Annotated in this window: 17 protein-coding genes, 1 pseudogene and 1 riboswitch; of the genes and pseudogenes, 5 read left to right on the plus strand and 13 right to left on the minus strand. The window is 27.9% G+C overall.

Translation table 11 applies throughout. From position 1 onward, the window contains the following. Nucleotides 1-48 precede the first annotated feature (48 nt). Complete coding sequence (locus tag QOZ84_RS00345; RefSeq protein WP_284130973.1) at nucleotides 49-438, plus strand: GntR family transcriptional regulator; 390 nt, start codon at nucleotides 49-51, stop codon at nucleotides 436-438. Next, complete coding sequence (locus QOZ84_RS00350) at nucleotides 431-1,525, plus strand: DUF5808 domain-containing protein (protein ID WP_284130974.1); 1,095 nt, start codon at nucleotides 431-433, stop codon at nucleotides 1,523-1,525. The genes QOZ84_RS00345 and QOZ84_RS00350 overlap by 8 nt, the downstream gene beginning before the upstream one ends. Nucleotides 1,526-1,662: 137 nt before the next feature. Here QOZ84_RS00350 and QOZ84_RS00355 read toward each other — a convergent pair whose 3' ends face one another. From QOZ84_RS00355 to ribD, 6 genes are all read right to left on the minus strand, one after another. After that, on the minus strand, nucleotides 1,663-2,325 hold the full coding sequence (locus QOZ84_RS00355; RefSeq protein WP_284130975.1) for a TrkA C-terminal domain-containing protein: 663 nt from the start codon (nucleotides 2,323-2,325) through the stop codon (nucleotides 1,663-1,665). A gap of 145 nt (nucleotides 2,326-2,470) precedes the next feature. Further along, nucleotides 2,471-3,118: a Bax inhibitor-1 family protein gene (locus QOZ84_RS00360; protein WP_284130976.1), complete on the minus strand. Its 648-nt coding sequence runs from the start codon at nucleotides 3,116-3,118 to the stop codon at nucleotides 2,471-2,473. 120 nt (nucleotides 3,119-3,238) lie between these two features. Beyond that, nucleotides 3,239-3,703, minus strand: coding sequence for a 6,7-dimethyl-8-ribityllumazine synthase (ribH, locus tag QOZ84_RS00365; RefSeq protein ID WP_284130977.1), 465 nt, complete (start codon nucleotides 3,701-3,703; stop codon nucleotides 3,239-3,241). A gap of 37 nt (nucleotides 3,704-3,740) precedes the next feature. Then, on the minus strand, nucleotides 3,741-4,940 hold the full coding sequence (locus QOZ84_RS00370) for a bifunctional 3,4-dihydroxy-2-butanone-4-phosphate synthase/GTP cyclohydrolase II (protein ID WP_284130978.1): 1,200 nt from the start codon (nucleotides 4,938-4,940) through the stop codon (nucleotides 3,741-3,743). A gap of 58 nt (nucleotides 4,941-4,998) precedes the next feature. Continuing rightward, a complete protein-coding gene (ribE, locus tag QOZ84_RS00375; RefSeq protein ID WP_284130979.1) occupies nucleotides 4,999-5,655 on the minus strand; it encodes a riboflavin synthase in 657 nt (218 codons plus the stop codon). Between the two features lie 6 nt (nucleotides 5,656-5,661). Further along, the gene (ribD, locus tag QOZ84_RS00380) at nucleotides 5,662-6,753 is read right to left on the minus strand and encodes a bifunctional diaminohydroxyphosphoribosylaminopyrimidine deaminase/5-amino-6-(5-phosphoribosylamino)uracil reductase RibD (protein ID WP_284130980.1); all 1,092 of its coding nucleotides are present in this window, start codon (nucleotides 6,751-6,753) and stop codon (nucleotides 5,662-5,664) included. A gap of 200 nt (nucleotides 6,754-6,953) precedes the next feature. Beyond that, nucleotides 6,954-7,070: riboswitch (FMN riboswitch) on the minus strand. Nucleotides 7,071-7,309: 239 nt separating this feature from the next. On the opposite strand from ribD, the gene QOZ84_RS00385 reads away from it, so the two are divergent. After that, on the plus strand, nucleotides 7,310-9,232 hold the full coding sequence (locus tag QOZ84_RS00385; protein ID WP_284130981.1) for an OPT family oligopeptide transporter: 1,923 nt from the start codon (nucleotides 7,310-7,312) through the stop codon (nucleotides 9,230-9,232). Next, a complete protein-coding gene (locus tag QOZ84_RS00390; RefSeq protein WP_284130982.1) occupies nucleotides 9,225-9,572 on the plus strand; it encodes a PqqD family peptide modification chaperone in 348 nt (115 codons plus the stop codon). The genes QOZ84_RS00385 and QOZ84_RS00390 overlap by 8 nt, the downstream gene beginning before the upstream one ends. Before the next feature lie 459 nt (nucleotides 9,573-10,031). On the opposite strand, the gene QOZ84_RS00395 is transcribed toward QOZ84_RS00390, so the two are convergent. The 7 genes from QOZ84_RS00395 to QOZ84_RS00425 form a co-directional block, all read right to left on the minus strand. Further along, a complete protein-coding gene (locus tag QOZ84_RS00395; protein WP_026901212.1) occupies nucleotides 10,032-10,232 on the minus strand; it encodes a cold-shock protein in 201 nt (66 codons plus the stop codon). 118 nt (nucleotides 10,233-10,350) lie between these two features. Then, nucleotides 10,351-11,448: an alanine/ornithine racemase family PLP-dependent enzyme gene (locus tag QOZ84_RS00400; RefSeq protein WP_284130983.1), complete on the minus strand. Its 1,098-nt coding sequence runs from the start codon at nucleotides 11,446-11,448 to the stop codon at nucleotides 10,351-10,353. 169 nt (nucleotides 11,449-11,617) lie between these two features. Beyond that, a complete protein-coding gene (locus QOZ84_RS00405) occupies nucleotides 11,618-11,935 on the minus strand; it encodes a GIY-YIG nuclease family protein (RefSeq protein ID WP_284130984.1) in 318 nt (105 codons plus the stop codon). A gap of 82 nt (nucleotides 11,936-12,017) precedes the next feature. Continuing rightward, nucleotides 12,018-12,218, minus strand: coding sequence for a cold-shock protein (locus QOZ84_RS00410; RefSeq protein ID WP_026901215.1), 201 nt, complete (start codon nucleotides 12,216-12,218; stop codon nucleotides 12,018-12,020). 281 nt (nucleotides 12,219-12,499) lie between these two features. Then, entirely contained in the window at nucleotides 12,500-12,700 is a 201-nt protein-coding gene (locus QOZ84_RS00415) for a cold-shock protein (protein WP_026901215.1), read from the minus strand. A 210-nt stretch (nucleotides 12,701-12,910) separates the two neighbouring features. Continuing rightward, the gene (locus QOZ84_RS00420; protein WP_284130985.1) at nucleotides 12,911-13,681 is read right to left on the minus strand and encodes a dimethylarginine dimethylaminohydrolase family protein; all 771 of its coding nucleotides are present in this window, start codon (nucleotides 13,679-13,681) and stop codon (nucleotides 12,911-12,913) included. Between the two features lie 209 nt (nucleotides 13,682-13,890). Then, nucleotides 13,891-15,630 carry an ABC-F family ATP-binding cassette domain-containing protein gene (locus QOZ84_RS00425; RefSeq protein ID WP_284130986.1) on the minus strand — a complete coding sequence of 580 codons (1,740 nt, stop codon included), beginning with the start codon at nucleotides 15,628-15,630 and terminating at the stop codon, nucleotides 13,891-13,893. A gap of 619 nt (nucleotides 15,631-16,249) precedes the next feature. Between QOZ84_RS00425 and QOZ84_RS16700 the strand changes: the two are divergent. Next, nucleotides 16,250-16,431 (plus strand): annotated as a pseudogene (locus QOZ84_RS16700) (ATP-binding cassette domain-containing protein); the annotation flags it as partial. Nucleotides 16,432-16,682: the final 251 nt, after the last annotated feature.

The following is a 16,682-nucleotide window of genomic DNA, read 5'->3' on the forward strand; positions in this document are numbered from 1 at the left end:
AACTAAGCTAGATAGAAACTATTAATTTTATATTGGGAGGTGTTTTATATGATTTTAAATTTGGACTTTAATAGTGATATACCTATATATACACAAATCAGAGAAGAAATTATTAAATCTATTGCAAATGGTGATTTAAAAATCAATGAATCTTTGCCTTCTGTTCGAAATATGGCACAAGAAATTGGTGTTAATCTTCATACTGTTAATAAGTCTTATAATTTACTTAAAGATGAGGGTTATATAAACATTGATAGAAGAAAAGGTGGGATTGTAAATAATTTGCCATTACCTAATAACAAATTGTCAGATGACAAAATAAAGTCTATGTTAGACATTTTAGTAGCACAAAGTTACCTTACTGGTATGTCTCGTGAAGATTTTATAGACTACAGTAATAAATTATTTAATAAATACGAGGTGAAAGATTATGAATAATACAGTTGCTTTACTTATCAATTTACCAATTTTATTTTTAGTTTATTTGATGATTTATTTCACTCAAAACTTAAGTGGTGAAAGACATTTTTATGGGATTAGTTTAAATAATAATTATTTTAATAAATATGAATTTAAAGTTTTAGATAAGCGCTTTAAGCTTTTGATTACACTTGGATTTATAGTTTTTGCTATAATTACTTTAGTTTTAATTTATATATTTAATTCTTATATATTTGCATCTATTTTACCTATACTAGGGTTTTGTCTATATCAATTTTTTATATATGTATATATTCACAACAATGTAAAAGCTTTAAAAAATGAATTAGCCTTAAACATTTCTGATTTGGATATAGAAAAAACTAATGTTGTATTTGATACAGAATTTATGAATGAAAAAAATAGAATTATAAAGAAATTTTCTATTTGGTTTATGATTCCTACTATAGTAGTAGTTTTAATTGGTACTTATGTTATAAGCCAATATAATTCTATCCCAGATATTATTCCTACTCATTGGGGAATTAGTGGTAAAGCAGATGCTTTTAATGATAAGACTTTCATAAGCATTTTATCTCAAGTTCTTATGATGGTCGGACTAGGGGGTATTATATATATATCTTCCGTTGGTTCACTAAAAAGTAGAGCTAAGCTTTCTATTGATGATATTAACAAAAGTAAAAAATCTCATTTGCATTATTTAAATATGCTTGGATTTACTTTTTTAATTTTAATAATAGGGTGCCAGGTAATGCTTATACATATACTAATTTCTATGTACAATGCTAGTGATGTAAGCCCAATGATTCTATGGCCATGTATTATTGTTATTATATTAGCTGCTATTTATCAAACTTATTTATATTATAAATCTCCTAGCAAGAGTAAAGACGCAGTTTATTCTGTGGATGATGAAGATTGTGTATGGATTTTCGGTTGTATTTATAATAATAATAATGACCCCTCGTTGTTTGTTGAAAAGAGATTTGGTGTTGGCTGGACTGTTAACATTGGTACTACTGCGGGTAAGTTACTATTTATATTACCGTTTGCAATTCTTTTAATCATTCTTCTACTTATATAAAAAATTAATACTTTAAAATACGAAGTATCTCTAAATATATTTATTTACAGAGATACTTCGCATTTTAAATCACATCGTATATAATTTTCATCTCAAAACTATCTACAAACATAAATTATAAAACATAATGTTTTTTACTAATGAAATTTATGTTTTATATTATGCAGATTTCCATATACCGTAAGCTTGTCATTATCTCTAAAAATATAGTCTGGCATGGGAAAATTTATAAGTTCATGCCCTTGGTCTATACTAAGTACTTTAATTTCTATATTTAATAAATTGCTATCCCTTATACTACTTCCTATTAAGTCACAGTTTTCACTTAAATATACTTCACATATACAATACCCTTTATGTTTTGTTATAAAATTTATATATCTTGAATTTAATTTTCTCCATAGGCGTGACTCTTCTACTATATGTTCTATTATATTTTCTATGCTTTCAAGTAATTGGCTTTTTAAAAATATAACTGCTAATATTATAAATATTAATATAGCAGCTATAGACTTTACATTTATCAAACTTTTTGATAACAGATTTACTAAAAAAGATATAAATGTTAAGGTACTAACATAACTTATTATCATTAGCGCACTTGCCAATTTTCGTCTTGTTGGATGTTGAGCTATTAGTTCACTTTCTTTTGTTGTATATCCAGTACTAGTTAGAAGCGATATTACTTGAAATCTAGCTTTTTCTATACTCAATCCTGTTAGTTTAAACATTATTGCAAATATACCAATTACTATCATAAATATTATTAAACATATTATAAAAGTTGCTACTGTTCTCATCATTACCCCCATTATTTTGCTAATAACATATATTTACTTCTCTTATTATTTTTATGTAATGTTGTGAATATAGGTGATTGTAAAGAACATAATCTTCGTTAATATTATAAAATCCCCTTATTATGTTTTGATAAGGGGATTTTTGTTAATCATTATTTCTATTTATTATAGATAATAGTCTCAATAAATCAAGTAATAAATTTAAGAAACTTATAAATATAGAATAAGAAAGTTGTACTACTTCTTCCTCTGATAGTTTTCCATATCTACATCTTGATTGAACTGACTTCATTATAATAACCGCATATACTGAGTAAATAATTATACCGCCAGTAGATAATAATAAATCAAACGTTCCAAATTTAAAGAAAAATATATTTATAAACTCAAGGATTAGTAAAGCAATCATACCTGCGAAAATCATAGATGATAATTTAAATACTTTTTCCTCTGAAGAGTTTTTAGCAATTATATATGCTAGCCCAAATACTAATAGTACTCCAAATATAGCTGATATAAATACTTGTTCACCTAATGTTACAAAATAATATACATAAGTAGATCCTGTTAATACACCTAAAATAAATGCATATATATACATGCTCGGTTTATTTTTAATAAACCCACCTTTCCTTGAAAATAATGAAAACAATACAACTATGAAAAATGCAATATTCATCATATATCTAACTGAAGGTGGTATAAAATACACCCCAATAATACTTCCTAAAACTAAAAATACTATAGCCATAAAGAAGGTCTTCATTATAGCTAGATAATTTTCTCTTTGCATAAATTTCACTCCACATCTAATTGAATTTAACTGTATTTATAATATAACTATAATAGAATCATATTATACCAATTAATATCATTATATATTTATATAAGTGAACTTTATATCTTTTTACATCTAGCTAAAATTTTCTAATAAATTCACCATTTCTATACATGTTACAGCTGCATCATAGCCTTTATTTCCTGATTTAGTTCCTGCTCTTTCTATAGCTTGCTCTATTGTATCTGTAGTTAATACTCCAAACACAACTGGTAACTCTTCACTTAATGATACTGATGATATGCCTTTAGAAACCTCTGCACATACATAATCAAAATGTGGAGTTGACCCTTTAATTACTGCACCTAAACATATAATAGAATCATATTTTTTACTTTTAGCCATTTTTTTAGCTATTAGTGGAATCTCAAACGCCCCTGGTACCCACGCAATTTCTATATTTGTTTCTAGTACTCCATGCCTTTTTAAACCGTCCAACGCTCCACCTAGTAATTTTGAAACTATAAATTCATTAAATCGTCCTACCACTATACCTACTTTAATATCTTTAGCTACTAAGCTACCTTCCATTATTCTCATTTTAATATCTCCTTATTTTTATCTATATTTTATATTTTTAGTAAGATAATATATGATCTAGCTTTTCTTGTTTAGTTTTTAAATAAAATTTATTTACTTCATTATAATTCATTTGAATAGGTACCCTATTCACTATTTCAATGTCATAAGCTTCTAGTCCATTAATTTTTCTTGGATTATTTGTCATAAGATTAAGTTTTTTTGCTCCTAAGTCTTTAAGTATCTGCGCCGCTACAAAGTAATCTCTCGTATCAGCTTCAAATCCTAACTTAAGATTTGCTTCTACTGTATCTAAACCTTGATCTTGAAGTGCATATGCTTTTAGTTTATTAATTAGACCTATACCTCTTCCTTCCTGTCTCATATATAAAAGTATACCTTTACCTTGCTTTGCTATCTTTTTCATTGCTAAATCATATTGTTCCCCACAGTCACATCTTTTAGATCCTAATACATCTCCCGTTAAGCACTCTGAGTGAACTCTAGTTAATACAGTTTCACTTTCACATATATCGCCTATTACTAAAGCTACATGGTGTTCACCATTTAATTTGTCAATAAATCCGTACATCTTAAAATCTCCATATTTTGTTGGCATATTTACTTTTACAACTCTTTCAACAAGCTTTTCAGTTTTCTTTCTATATGTTATTAAATCTTTTATAGTTATAATTTTCAAATTATGTATTTTTGCAAATTCTATTAGCTCTGGAGTCCTAGACATCTCACCTTTGTCATTCATAATTTCACAAATAACTCCACCTGGCTTTAATCCTGCTAGTTCCGATAAATCTACACTTGCTTCAGTATGTCCTTTTCTAATTAATACTCCACCTTCTTTTGCTTTTAGTGGAAATATATGCCCTGGTCTTCTAAAGTGTCCTGGTTTTGCATCATCACTTAAAGCTTTTTGTATAGTTAAAGATCGTTCATGAGCTGATATCCCAGTAGTAGTATCTATATAATCAATGCTTACTGTAAAAGCTGTTTCATGATTATCGGTGTTGTTTTGTACCATTTGCTCTAAACTTAATTTAGTTAAAGTTTCTTCTTTTAGTGGCATGCATATAAGTCCTCTTCCATACTTAGTCATAAAATTTATAGCCTGTGGTGTTACTTTCTCAGCTGCTATTAGCAAATCACCTTCATTCTCTCTACCTGGATCATCTACTACTATAATCATTTTTCCTTCTCTTATATCTCCAATCGCTTCTTCAATGGTATTAAATTCAAACATAATTATTTCTCCCTTTTAATTATATATTCATTATTCTATGATTTATAAATATCTTAAATTAGAAAAATCCATTCTCCTTAAGAAAATCTTCGTTTATGTAACTGTTTTTCTTATTTTGAGTTTGATTATCTAATGCTAAAAATTTTTCTATATATTTACCAATCATATCGCATTCAAGATTTACAGTTTCTCCGACTATTTTTTTTAGTAAAATTGTCTTTTCCAATGTATGAGGAATTATAGATACTTTAAACATTTTATTGTCTACATAGCCTACTGTTAAACTTATACCATCTATTGATATAGATCCTTTATAAATGATATATTTAAGCACTTCCTGTGAAGTTTTTATACTTATCCACAGTCCATTATCTTCTTTTTCTAAATCTATTATTTCACCTATTCCATCAATATGCCCACTTACTATATGACCTCCTAGACGAGTTTGTAAACTTATCGCTCTTTCTAAATTAACAATACTTCCAATTTTTAATTTTTGTAAATTACTTTTTCTAAGAGTTTCAGGCATTACCTCAGCTTCAAAGCTATTTTTAGCTATATTAGTTATAGTTAAGCAAACTCCATTAGTGCAAATACTATCCCCTAATTTAGTTTGATTTAAAATCTTATTACATCTAACTATAAGCTTTGATGATTTTTCTCCTTTTTTTATACCTTCAATCTCACCTATTTCTTCAACTATTCCTGTAAACAAATTTTTTTATCTCCTCTCAACATAACCTTGTATTAAAACATCTTCTCCTATACTTTCAAATGTCATATCTTTAACCTTAAAAACATTTTTTAACATTTCTATCCCAGATCCTCCGATTGGAGTTTTTGAAGTCTCACCACCAATTAACTTTGGAGCAATATAAACTTGTATCTTATCTACTAAATTTTTTGAAAGTGCTGAAAAATTCAAACTAGATCCACCTTCTAATAAAATACTATCTATTTTTAATTTTCCTAATTTTATCATCATATCTTCTAAATCTACTCTATTATCTTTTAATTTAGATATTATTACTTTTACACCCTTATTTTCTAAACTATTTATCTTATCTTTATTAGCTTTTGTCGTAGTTACAATAATAGTCTTTGATTTATTTATTTGGTTCACTACTTTTGAATTTATAGGGATTCTAAGAGAACTATCTACTACTATTCTTATTGGATTTTTACTATTTTTTAACCTACAAGTCAACTCTGGGTCATCTTTAATTATTGTATTTACACCAACTAAAATCGCCATAACCTCATTTCTTAATTTGTGAACATTTTTTCTTGATTCTTCACTACTTATCCATTTAGATTCTCCACCATATGTTGCTATTTTTCCATCTAATGACATTGCACTTTTCATAATTATAAAAGGTTTTTTTAATTTTATGTACTTCATAAATACTTCATTTAGTTTCTTATTCTCCTTATCTAATATTCCTACTATTACTTCAACACCTGCTTCTATTAGTTTTTTAATTCCATTCCCAGAAACTAAAGGATTAGGATCTTTAGATGCTATAACAACTTTAGATATTTTACTTTCTATTATCTTGTCTACACATGGAGGTGTTTTCCCATAATGGCAACAAGGTTCTAATGTTACATACAATGTTGCACCCTCTACGTCTTCTATGCTATTATTTAAAGCATTTATTTCTGCATGATTTTTTCCATATTCTTCATGATACCCTTGACCTATTACTTTATTATTCTTTACAATTACTGCTCCTACCATAGGATTTGGATTCACTTTACCTTTTCCTTTTTTCGCTAATTCTAACGCCAAACTCATATAATTTAACTTCACTTTAAAGCCTCCCTTCTAATAATTTCTTTGTATTATAAAAAGCCCTAAGTTAAATAGCTCAGGACTTTTATGGATAAATATATTTAAGTAAACTTAATAAATCTATTTAACTAAAAAAGCTCTGAAATATAAAATATTCCAGAGCATATTAATCAAATAAATATAGATATATTATGTAAACTTATATCACTATATTTTTATATTATCTTCTTTCATCCAGACTGTACTGTCGGCTTCGGAATCTAACCGAATCATGCCTATTAAGGCTCGCGGGCTTTACCGCCGGTAGGGAATTTCACCCTGCCCTGAAGATTATTAAGTTTTGTAATTACATATTATCTCCTTTTATTGTGTATGTCAATAAATTTTATTTTTAAATTCATCTTTTTATTGTATTAATATACTATTTTGTATCCTTAATAAAGGCATTATTTAATGCTAACTCAATCTATTAAAGTTAATTATCGCAATTTATTGTTTAAACAAAATTTCCCAATTTTTTTAATTAATATGTGCTATAATTTGCTTAAGCAAATAAAAAAAAGGGGGATTTCAAATGAATAAGAAATTATCTAAAGAAGCATATGGAGGGATATCTGGAAAAGATTATATTCCTTACATAACAGACAAATCTAAATCAGGTGGAAATGTTGCAGTATTAATTATAGGTCTTGTCCTAGCGATTGTTTTCGCAGCTTCTACAACATACTCTGGTATGAAAGCTGGTCTTACCGTTGCTGCAGGAATTCCTGGTTCTATAATAGGTTCCGCATTTGTTGGCGCATTTGCTCGTCAAAAAGGAATTCTTGGTAAAAACCTAATTCAAGGTATGTCAAGCGGTGGAGAATCAGTAGCTAGCGGTATGATTTTCGTATTCCCAGCTGTTATTTTAATTGGTAGTCAAATATCATTTTTTGAAGGTATGGCTGTTGGTGTTGGTGGAGTATTATTTGGTATTGGATGTGCATCACTTGTCCATAATTACTTAATTATTGAAGAACATGGTAAACTTATGTATCCAGAATCTATGGCTATTTCAGAGACGCTTGTAGCTTCAGATACTGGCGGGGACTCAATAAAGTATATGGGTATTGGATTTGGAATAGGTGGTGTGCTTACAGTGTTAACAGGTTCATTTTTAAATCTAACTAACAATGTAATAACTTTTATTGGTAGTAAGTTTTATAAATGGAAATTTAGTGTTGAAGTGAATCCTCTTCTTTTAGGGATTGGTTTTATAGTAGGACTTGAAGTATCTTTAACAATGTTTGCTGGATCTATTTTATCAAGCTTCGGTATTGCACCTTTAATAGGTTACTTTACTGATTTAGCAGCTGATGGGGTTACAGTGTGGAATAATAGTTCAATGGCTCTTAATCAAATGGATGTTAATGCAATTTCTAGTAGTTATGTAAAATATATAGGTGCTGGTATGATGCTTTGTGGTGGTATGATTGGTGCGATTAAACTTATCCCAACTATTATAGCTTCTGTTAAAGAAACTATGAATGCTAAAGCTTCTGCTTCAAATGGAGATGATGGTTCATCTATTCAAATTTTAATTTTATTTGGTGGTATTGTAGTTGGATTTATAGCAGCATTTTTAATTTCTGGAAATATTACAATGGCAATTGTAGGTGCAATTATTTCACTTTTATTATCTTTATTATTTGTTATAGTAGCTGGTCGTTTAACAGGTACTATAGGTACATCTAACTTACCAGTATCAGGTATGACAATAGCATCTTTAGTTATTGTAACATTGATATTTGTTTCAATGGGATGGACTAGTCAAGAAGATAATAAATCATTACTTTTATTTGGTACATTTATAGTTGTTGCAATATCTATGGCTGGTGGTTACAGCCAATCTCAAAAAGTAACTTATATTATTGGTGGTAATAAAAATGAAATGCAACGTTACTTCGCAATCGCTAGTATTGTTGGTGTTGTTACAGTTGTTGGTACAATTTTATTACTTGCTGATCAACTTAAAGTAGTTGGAGATAGTGCTCAATTTGCATTACCACAAGCTAACTTAATGTCTACACTTACTTCTGGAATCATGTCTGGTAAATTACCTTGGGTTATGATTATTGTTGGTGTATTTATGGCAATTGTTTTCTACTTCTTAAAATTACCAATTATGACTGTTGCTATAGGTTTCTACTTACCAATTGCAACAACTTCTATAATTTTAATTGGTGCACTAATCCGTGTGCTTGTTGAAAAAATGGCTAAATCTGATAACGAAAAAGAAGTCAAAGTTTCAAACGGTATAAGCTTATCTTCAGGTCTTGTTGCTGGTGGTTCTATTATAGGATTAATTGGTATTATATTACAAGTAACAGGAGTTATAAATGTAGGTGCTCCAACTGGATTTGCAGCTGGAAATGGTATGGCAATTCTTTTACTAGTAGTCTTGGTTGTCCTTACTACATTACCTATAATATCATCTAAGGTAAAACATAATGAGTAATAATGATGAAATTTTAAATATGATTTTTAAAATTTCTAGTAAAATTGATTACGAAGTAAATAAAGATGAAACGGTTACTATACTTGAAAAACAAGATCATTGGATACAAAATTTGTTTAGAAAGCTAAAATTTAAAATACCTATGTACAAAAAAATCACATTAGATAAATATGGTAGCTATATATTTTTACAAATTGATGGTAAAAAAACTGTCAAAGAAATAGGTGAAATTTTAGAATTTAAGTATGGAAAAGAGTCTCATCCTCTTTATGAACGATTACTATTATTCTTAAATCATATAGAAGCAAACTGTAATTATATAAACAAATTGAATGCATAATAAAAAGCTAGTTTAAAGGTTTCTTTTAACCTTTAAACTAGCTTTTTTATAATTGTTTAATATCTCTACACTAATATTTTCATTAGTAAATTTTATCGCATTTGATAATAAATTAAGTATGGCACGTTCTATCATATCTGAATCACACTTTATTACATGTTCTTCAATTTCAGTATCAAATACTATGTTTATTTCTTTAGGGCCTGCATAATTTATAACAGACAGTGTTATATCTTCAACTAATTTAACTATATCGCAGTTTGTGAACTTCGCCTTAGTAAACTCTACATCTATTTTAGTTATTTCAACAATATTATTTTGAAGTCTTAATTTTTACCCTTACTCTTTACATCTAATAGTTGTATTGTTGAATAAATTTAATATTTATCTTTATTTATGTCAGATTTATTTCCATAACTAAAAAAAGACCCTAAGGTCTTTTTTTAAACAATCTATATATTATAATACAGTTATGTTTTCTGCTTGAGGTCCTCTAGCACCTTTAACTATATTAAAACTTACTTTTTGTCCTTCTTCTAATGATTTGAATCCATCAGTTTGTATAGCTGAGAAATGTGCGAATACATCATCTCCACCTTCTACTGATATAAATCCAAAACCTTTTTCATTGTTAAACCATTTTACTGTTCCATTAGTCATTTTAAAATTCTCCATAACCTCTTGCAAGGCTTTCTTTTTATTGTGTATTACATATACTATTATACACTATATTTTAAATAATATATACTATTATTTTGAATAATGCTATTCTTTTTATTTAAAAAACGTATTCTTTATTAACAGAATCAGATGCAGTTAAAAAAAGTACATTAGGATAAAACATTCCAAAATTTACAATATCTCCTATTTCAATTTTTTTAGCCGCGTTTTCTATATCTATTATAAGGTGATCGCTACTGCTTCCTACTATTTCTATACCTTCCTCTAATGGTATTAAACTATCAGGAAAAACAAAGTCTTGCTTACCTATAGCTAATATAGCTCTTTTTCTTATACCTCTATCTTCATAAACAGGCTTATTACCAAAAGCATCTATAAACATTTCACCTATAGGGTAAGATGGTTTATTTTTTAATTCTATTACCTCTGCTTTTAATACTATCGTATCTTTATGGATTTGCTTTATATCATATCCCCAATAATCTGCTAAATCACGCCCTACTAATATCCCTTCACCTATTCTTAAATTATTTATTTTCTTAGGTATATTATTATCTAATACCAATGGTAATGTAGTTGTTGCTCCCCCTGATATTATATCTAATTCTCTATCTATTTTATTTTCAATCTTTATAGCTGCATTGCATAGTTTATTCAAATTTCCATAAGTAGGTTTTATAGATCCATAGCAACTTAAATTAGTTCCTATTCCATATAATTTAACATATTGAAAATTATTTTCTATATATAAAGCTGTATTTATAAATTCTTCTTCATCCAATATACCTTCTCTTAAATCACCTAAATCCATCATTAGAATTATTTTATGCTTCTTATTTTGATTTTTGCATTCCTCTTCTATTTTGTTTATAGTTTCTAACTCTGAATTCAAGCTAATATCAACATATTTGACTATTTCTTCTATTTCTCCAATCATAGGCATTCGAATTAACATGTTTTCACTTTTGAGACCTTTTTTTTGAAGATTTATTAATTGTTCCAACCTAGAACTAGCAATATACCTACAACCTCCCTCTAGCATTATTTCGCCTACTTCTAATGGTGCGTTTACACCTTTTACTACTCCTGCTATGTTTATTCCTAGATTTCCACACAAATCAACTATGTAATTTGTATTCTCATATATTTTTTTTAAGTTTATTTCTAAAATCGGATATTTTTCTTTGTATTTCATAACCTATTCCCCCCTCTTATTTTTACCTATTAACTCATGCACTATTATATCCTTATTGATTTTACTATCCTAATTTTTAAAATTCACAGCAAACTTTATTATCTAATAGTAGCATATTTTAAATCATTTAACATTATAATAAACAATTTTAGAAATCAATTTTTAATGTCTATATTATTCCATAAACGTCTTCCATATTTCCAACTCTATAATCATCCTTATTTTCTAATTCATTTATAAATATTTCCCCATTTTGTATAGCCCATATTTTTTTAGTTCTAGAAAGCTTTTTTATATAACTCTCTAACTTCATAGCTTTACTTTTGCTATTACTAGTAAAGTAGATTTCTAGTTTTTTGAAACCCCTTACTTTTGTATATTTACAATTTATACCTGTCTCATGTTCTTTCATCCTTCTTCTTATATCTGTTGTGTATCCAGTATATAATGAATCGTCTTTACACCTTATAATATATGTGAAATTCATATTACATCCCCTTTTGAATTTATACTTTTTATAATTTAAGCACAAAAAAAGACCCGAAGGTCTTTTTAGAACAATCTATATATTATAATACAGTTATGTTTTCTGCTTGAGGTCCTCTAGCACCTTTAACTATATTAAAGCTTACTCTTTGTCCTTCTTCTAATGATTTGAATCCATCAGTTTGTATAGCTGAGAAATGTGCGAATACGTCATCTCCACCTTCTACTGATATAAATCCAAAACCTTTTTCGTTGTTAAACCATTTTACTGTTCCGTTAGTCATTTGTTAATTCTCCATCACCTTTTATAAGGCTTTTCTTTTTATTGTTTACTACTTCTATTATTATACACTATATTTTTAATAATAGATACATTTTTTTAATTTTATTTAATAATATATTTCAAAAGATTATTTTAATGTTATTGGTTTTGTTTTTAATATTTAAGTGCTTATTCCTACTAGGAACTTTATATTCATTATTATTTCTTTATTTAAATAAACTTAAACTTTTATAATTTAAATACAAAAAAAGACCCGAAGGTCTTTTTAGAACAATCTATATATTATAATACAGTTATGTTTTCTGCTTGAGGTCCTCTAGCACCTTTAACTATATTAAAGCTTACTCTTTGTCCTTCTTCTAATGATTTGAATCCATCAGTTTGTATAGCTGAGAAATGTGCGAATACGTCATCTCCACCTTCTACTGATATAAATCCAAAACCTTTTTCGTTGTTAAACCATTTTACTGTTCCGTTAGTCATTTGTTAATTCTCCATCACCTTTTATAAAGGCTTTTCTTTTTATTGTTTACTACTTCTATAAGTATACACTATATCTTTGATAATAGATACTCTTTTTTAATTTTATTTATAAATAATAAAAATACTGACCCAAATTCTCTTCCAACTTAAATAAAATAACAGTATAAATAAAAGCAATTAAAATCTTGTCTACATAAAATCCTACTATTTTCAAAATCTAAGGGATAAACAACTTAATCCCCCATCAAGCTTTCTATATTCAGAAGTGTCAGCTTCTATAACCCTATATCCTTTCTCTTCTATTGCTTTTTTAGCTTTCTCGTATCCAAATGGAACTAACACAGTATCATTAACCCATATGCAGTTAGCAGAATAACTTTCATCTTCACTTATAATTATTCTATTAAAATCTTTAAATACATCTTTGTCAACAAACTCGCCTGCTACTAATAAATTATTATTTTCTAAATATGCTAAACCTGTTTTTAAGTGTAATACTTGCTCTAATTCAACTACAGAACCTGTGTATCCATACTTTTCTAACTTTTCTATGAATTGTCTGCATCCTTCTTTATTTGTTCTAGCAGATTCACCTACATAAAAATGATTTCCAACCATCATAACATCTCCACCTTCCAAAGTTCCTGGTGCTGTTATGTACTCTATTTTATCTTCTGTAAAAAATTGTTTTATAGTTTCTATCATGTCCTCTGTCTCTTTATTTCTAGACTTTGCTCCTGGATTGCTTATTATTGCACAATTTTTAGTTATTACTGCAGTATCTTCTACAAAGCATGAATCTGGAAATCTTTCATCTGCATCTAAAATCGTTACATTTACATTACAAGCCTTTAAAGCTTCTATATACTTATCGTGTTGTTTTAGTGCTAATTCATAATCTGGTTTTCCTAGTTTTGGTTGTGATGTTATGCCCTCTACCATTGATTTTGATGGTCTTTTTACAATTACATTTTTAAACATATTAAATTTTCCTCCAAATTTTTATTTTATAGTTTCTTTATAAAATATATGTTAGGAGCAAAATAAATATTTCCTTAATAAAAGTGGTTGTAATTAATTATGAGACAGTCTTTTGAACATAAAAGAACCTCCTTAAAGTTGGCAGACTTTGTGATTTAATCTGCCAATTTCAAGGGGGTTCTAACTTATTATTTTAAGTAATACACGATTTAAAGTAACTTAATTAGCTCTTCTAACTCTTCAGATAAAGTTTTTGCAAGTTCAAAATCACTATCTATTAAAGCCAATGCTATTTTCGATTCAACTGATTTTTTCTTTTGTTCAATTTCTAAATAGTCTTTATCAAAATAAGTAGCATAAATCATTTTTCTAAATTTTCTCATACTCATTTTTCTGATTGTCTTATCTTCAATCATTAAAACATAATCCATACAGTTAATTATAAAATGATAATCATGAGAAATCATTAAAATCCCACCATTATAATTTTCTATGGCTTTTTCAAGTGCTATTTGTGAATATGTGTCTAAATGACTTGTAGGTTCATCAAGAAGCAACATATTTGCTTTACTAGATGAAACTTTAGCTAATTGAAGTATATTCTTTTCTCCACCAGATAAAGATCCTATCTTTTGATTAATGATTTCTTCCTCAAAACCATATTTTGAAATATATGATCTAATTTCTCGATAAGTTTCAAATCCTGCATCGAAGAACTCTTCAAGTATTGTATTAGACTCATTTAATATTTCTCCTTGCATCTGAGATAAATACGCAACTTGAATGTCATTGTTTATTTCAACACATTCATGATTATTCTTAAAGATCTCTCTCATTAAAGTCGTTTTTCCCATGCCGTTTGAACCTATAAGAGCTACTTTATCAGTAGATTTAATCTCAAAGTTAACATTTTCTAAAAGCATCTCATCAAATGCAACCCTATAATCATTAACCTTCAAAGCAACCGTTTCTTCTATTTCATTATCAGTAGCTAAATTTATATTCGGTTGTTTAATGTCTACAAATGGCGCTTTAATTCTACGTGCTTCTAGTCTTTCTTGTATTTTAACTCTAGCTTTTAAAGCTCTACCATTAGAAGCTTCAGCATTATAAGTTGCTCTCTCTCTTAATTTATCGATTAAAATTTCATTTCTCTCAATTTCTTCATCATCAGCTATAGCTAGTTCTTGTAACTCAATTTTAGTTTGAAGTAATGATAAGTTGTAATCAATATATCTTCCATCAAATTCTTGGAGTTCCGTGTTTTCAAGATGAATAATTTTGTTAAAACAATGATTCAATAGATATCTGTTGTGCGTAATAATTAGCATTGTTTTTTTGTGAGAATTAATTAGACTTTTAAGAGAATTAAGGTTTTCAAAATCTAAGAACACATCTGGCTCGTCCATAATCATTAAGTCTGGCTTATTAAGCATTTCTTTAATTACTTGAATAAGTTTAAATTCCCCACCACTAAGTTCAGATATCATTCTATCTTTATGCTTGCTTAGGTTTGCAAGATTTAGTTTCTTATTAATGTTACTTTCAAAATCATCCCCGTCTATTGCATCAAATGCGTCTAAGGATTCTTGGTACTTTTCTAATAAAGTATCAATATCAGAAGATGTTTCCATTTCTGTGCAAATAGATGTTATTTCATTTTGTAGCTTAATAAATTCCTCTGCTATATATTCGAAAACTGTAGTTTCTTTTGTTTTATCTAGTTGTGAGAACTGGCTTACATATCCAATTCTACAGTTTGAGTCCATTTCTAGCTTGCCATCAAACATATATCTTTCTGGATCCATAATTATATCTATCAGTGTACTTTTCCCGCTACCGCTTGCTCCTATAAAAGCGCAGTGTTGACCTTCTTCTAATGTAAATGAAATCTTATTATATAGATCTTTTTTCGGAAATGAGTAGGACAAGTTATCAATTTTTATCATATTATTACCTCTCTTTATCATTTAAAAAGAGCTTATAAAAATAAGCTCTTCAATATATAATCAATTCCAATTTTACAATTGATTATATATCTAGTAACGACATTCTTTTTAGATTTACTTTTGATAGCATAACATTTTTTACGACTAATTTCAATCATTTTGTATTAAAGCTTTTCGTGACTATCAGTCAATTCTAATAGAAGAAGAGTAGAAACTACCTTCAGAGAAATTGGATACTTTTTATTGAAACCAATCTACCAAATAAAGTAAATTAGTTTCAACTATCACAACCAGTTAATTATCTAATATGTATCTGATATTTTAAGTAGCTTACACTTATATTCTACCCTTTATACCTCAAATATTCTTTATATAATAGTTCTTCAAAATCAACATTATAACCTACTTTCGCAATTAGGACCAAATAGCTGTTAAAAGTTCAATATCAATAATGTTTTCACACCTATCTTGAATGCCTATAAGTCTTTTCAAAAACACTATTTCCTTTTCTGCCAACTCTAGCTCATCATGCCCTGGTTTTTATTTTATATTATTTTTTATAAAAGAAGAATTATAAAAGAAGAATAATGTAAATGAATGAGCAAGTGGCAAAATGCGCCTAACACTACTTGTTTCAAGTGGCTCTGGTAAATCAACTATACTAAATATCTTAACTAAACTTTTAAAACCAACTAGTGGTGATGTAAACATAAACGGTAAGATATGATATATGTTTCAAAAGACAATCTATTGCAATGGCGAAATATAATGGATAATATAATGATAGGTCTTGAAATTCAAAATATCGAAAATAATTTACACACCGAAAGCATTACAGTATGTAGCATTAGGACTTTTCCACAGGAAGTGCTCCTCACTTATAAGCCTGTCCTTGTAATTAATCCTCTCCTCTGTGCCTTCTTACTATAATTTAGTTAGTTTCTATATTGACAGTTTTGCAATAAAGTTATAATATCAATAGGATTGTAGGTTTTTATAATACATAGAAAATTATGTTCATTTTAAAACTGTTAATAAATATAATTTTTTAT

Origin of the sequence: Romboutsia sedimentorum (assembly GCF_030131845.1) — a bacterium.
GTDB classification, from domain to species: Bacteria; Bacillota; Clostridia; order Peptostreptococcales; family Peptostreptococcaceae; genus Romboutsia_D; species Romboutsia_D sedimentorum.

Coding starts and splice junctions, on each gene's coding strand:
- QOZ84_RS00355 (WP_284130975.1), bottom strand. CDS start 2,325: ATGAGAACAGTAGCAACTTTTATAATATGTTTAATAATATTTATGATA.
- QOZ84_RS00370 (WP_284130978.1), bottom strand. CDS start 4,940: ATGTTTGAATTTAATACCATTGAAGAAGCGATTGGAGATATAAGAGAA.
- QOZ84_RS00425 (WP_284130986.1), bottom strand. CDS start 15,630: ATGATAAAAATTGATAACTTGTCCTACTCATTTCCGAAAAAAGATCTA.
- QOZ84_RS00405 (WP_284130984.1), bottom strand. CDS start 11,935: ATGAATTTCACATATATTATAAGGTGTAAAGACGATTCATTATATACT.
- QOZ84_RS00350 (WP_284130974.1), top strand. CDS start 431: ATGAATAATACAGTTGCTTTACTTATCAATTTACCAATTTTATTTTTA.
- QOZ84_RS00360 (WP_284130976.1), bottom strand. CDS start 3,118: ATGCAAAGAGAAAATTATCTAGCTATAATGAAGACCTTCTTTATGGCT.
- QOZ84_RS00415 (WP_026901215.1), bottom strand. CDS start 12,700: ATGACTAACGGAACAGTAAAATGGTTTAACAACGAAAAAGGTTTTGGA.
- ribH (WP_284130977.1), bottom strand. CDS start 3,703: ATGAGAATAATGGAAGGTAGCTTAGTAGCTAAAGATATTAAAGTAGGT.
- QOZ84_RS00385 (WP_284130981.1), top strand. CDS start 7,310: ATGAATAAGAAATTATCTAAAGAAGCATATGGAGGGATATCTGGAAAA.
- QOZ84_RS00410 (WP_026901215.1), bottom strand. CDS start 12,218: ATGACTAACGGAACAGTAAAATGGTTTAACAACGAAAAAGGTTTTGGA.
- QOZ84_RS00395 (WP_026901212.1), bottom strand. CDS start 10,232: ATGACTAATGGAACAGTAAAATGGTTTAACAATGAAAAAGGTTTTGGA.
- QOZ84_RS00345 (WP_284130973.1), top strand. CDS start 49: ATGATTTTAAATTTGGACTTTAATAGTGATATACCTATATATACACAA.
- QOZ84_RS00400 (WP_284130983.1), bottom strand. CDS start 11,448: ATGAAATACAAAGAAAAATATCCGATTTTAGAAATAAACTTAAAAAAA.
- QOZ84_RS00390 (WP_284130982.1), top strand. CDS start 9,225: ATGAGTAATAATGATGAAATTTTAAATATGATTTTTAAAATTTCTAGT.
- QOZ84_RS00420 (WP_284130985.1), bottom strand. CDS start 13,681: ATGTTTAAAAATGTAATTGTAAAAAGACCATCAAAATCAATGGTAGAG.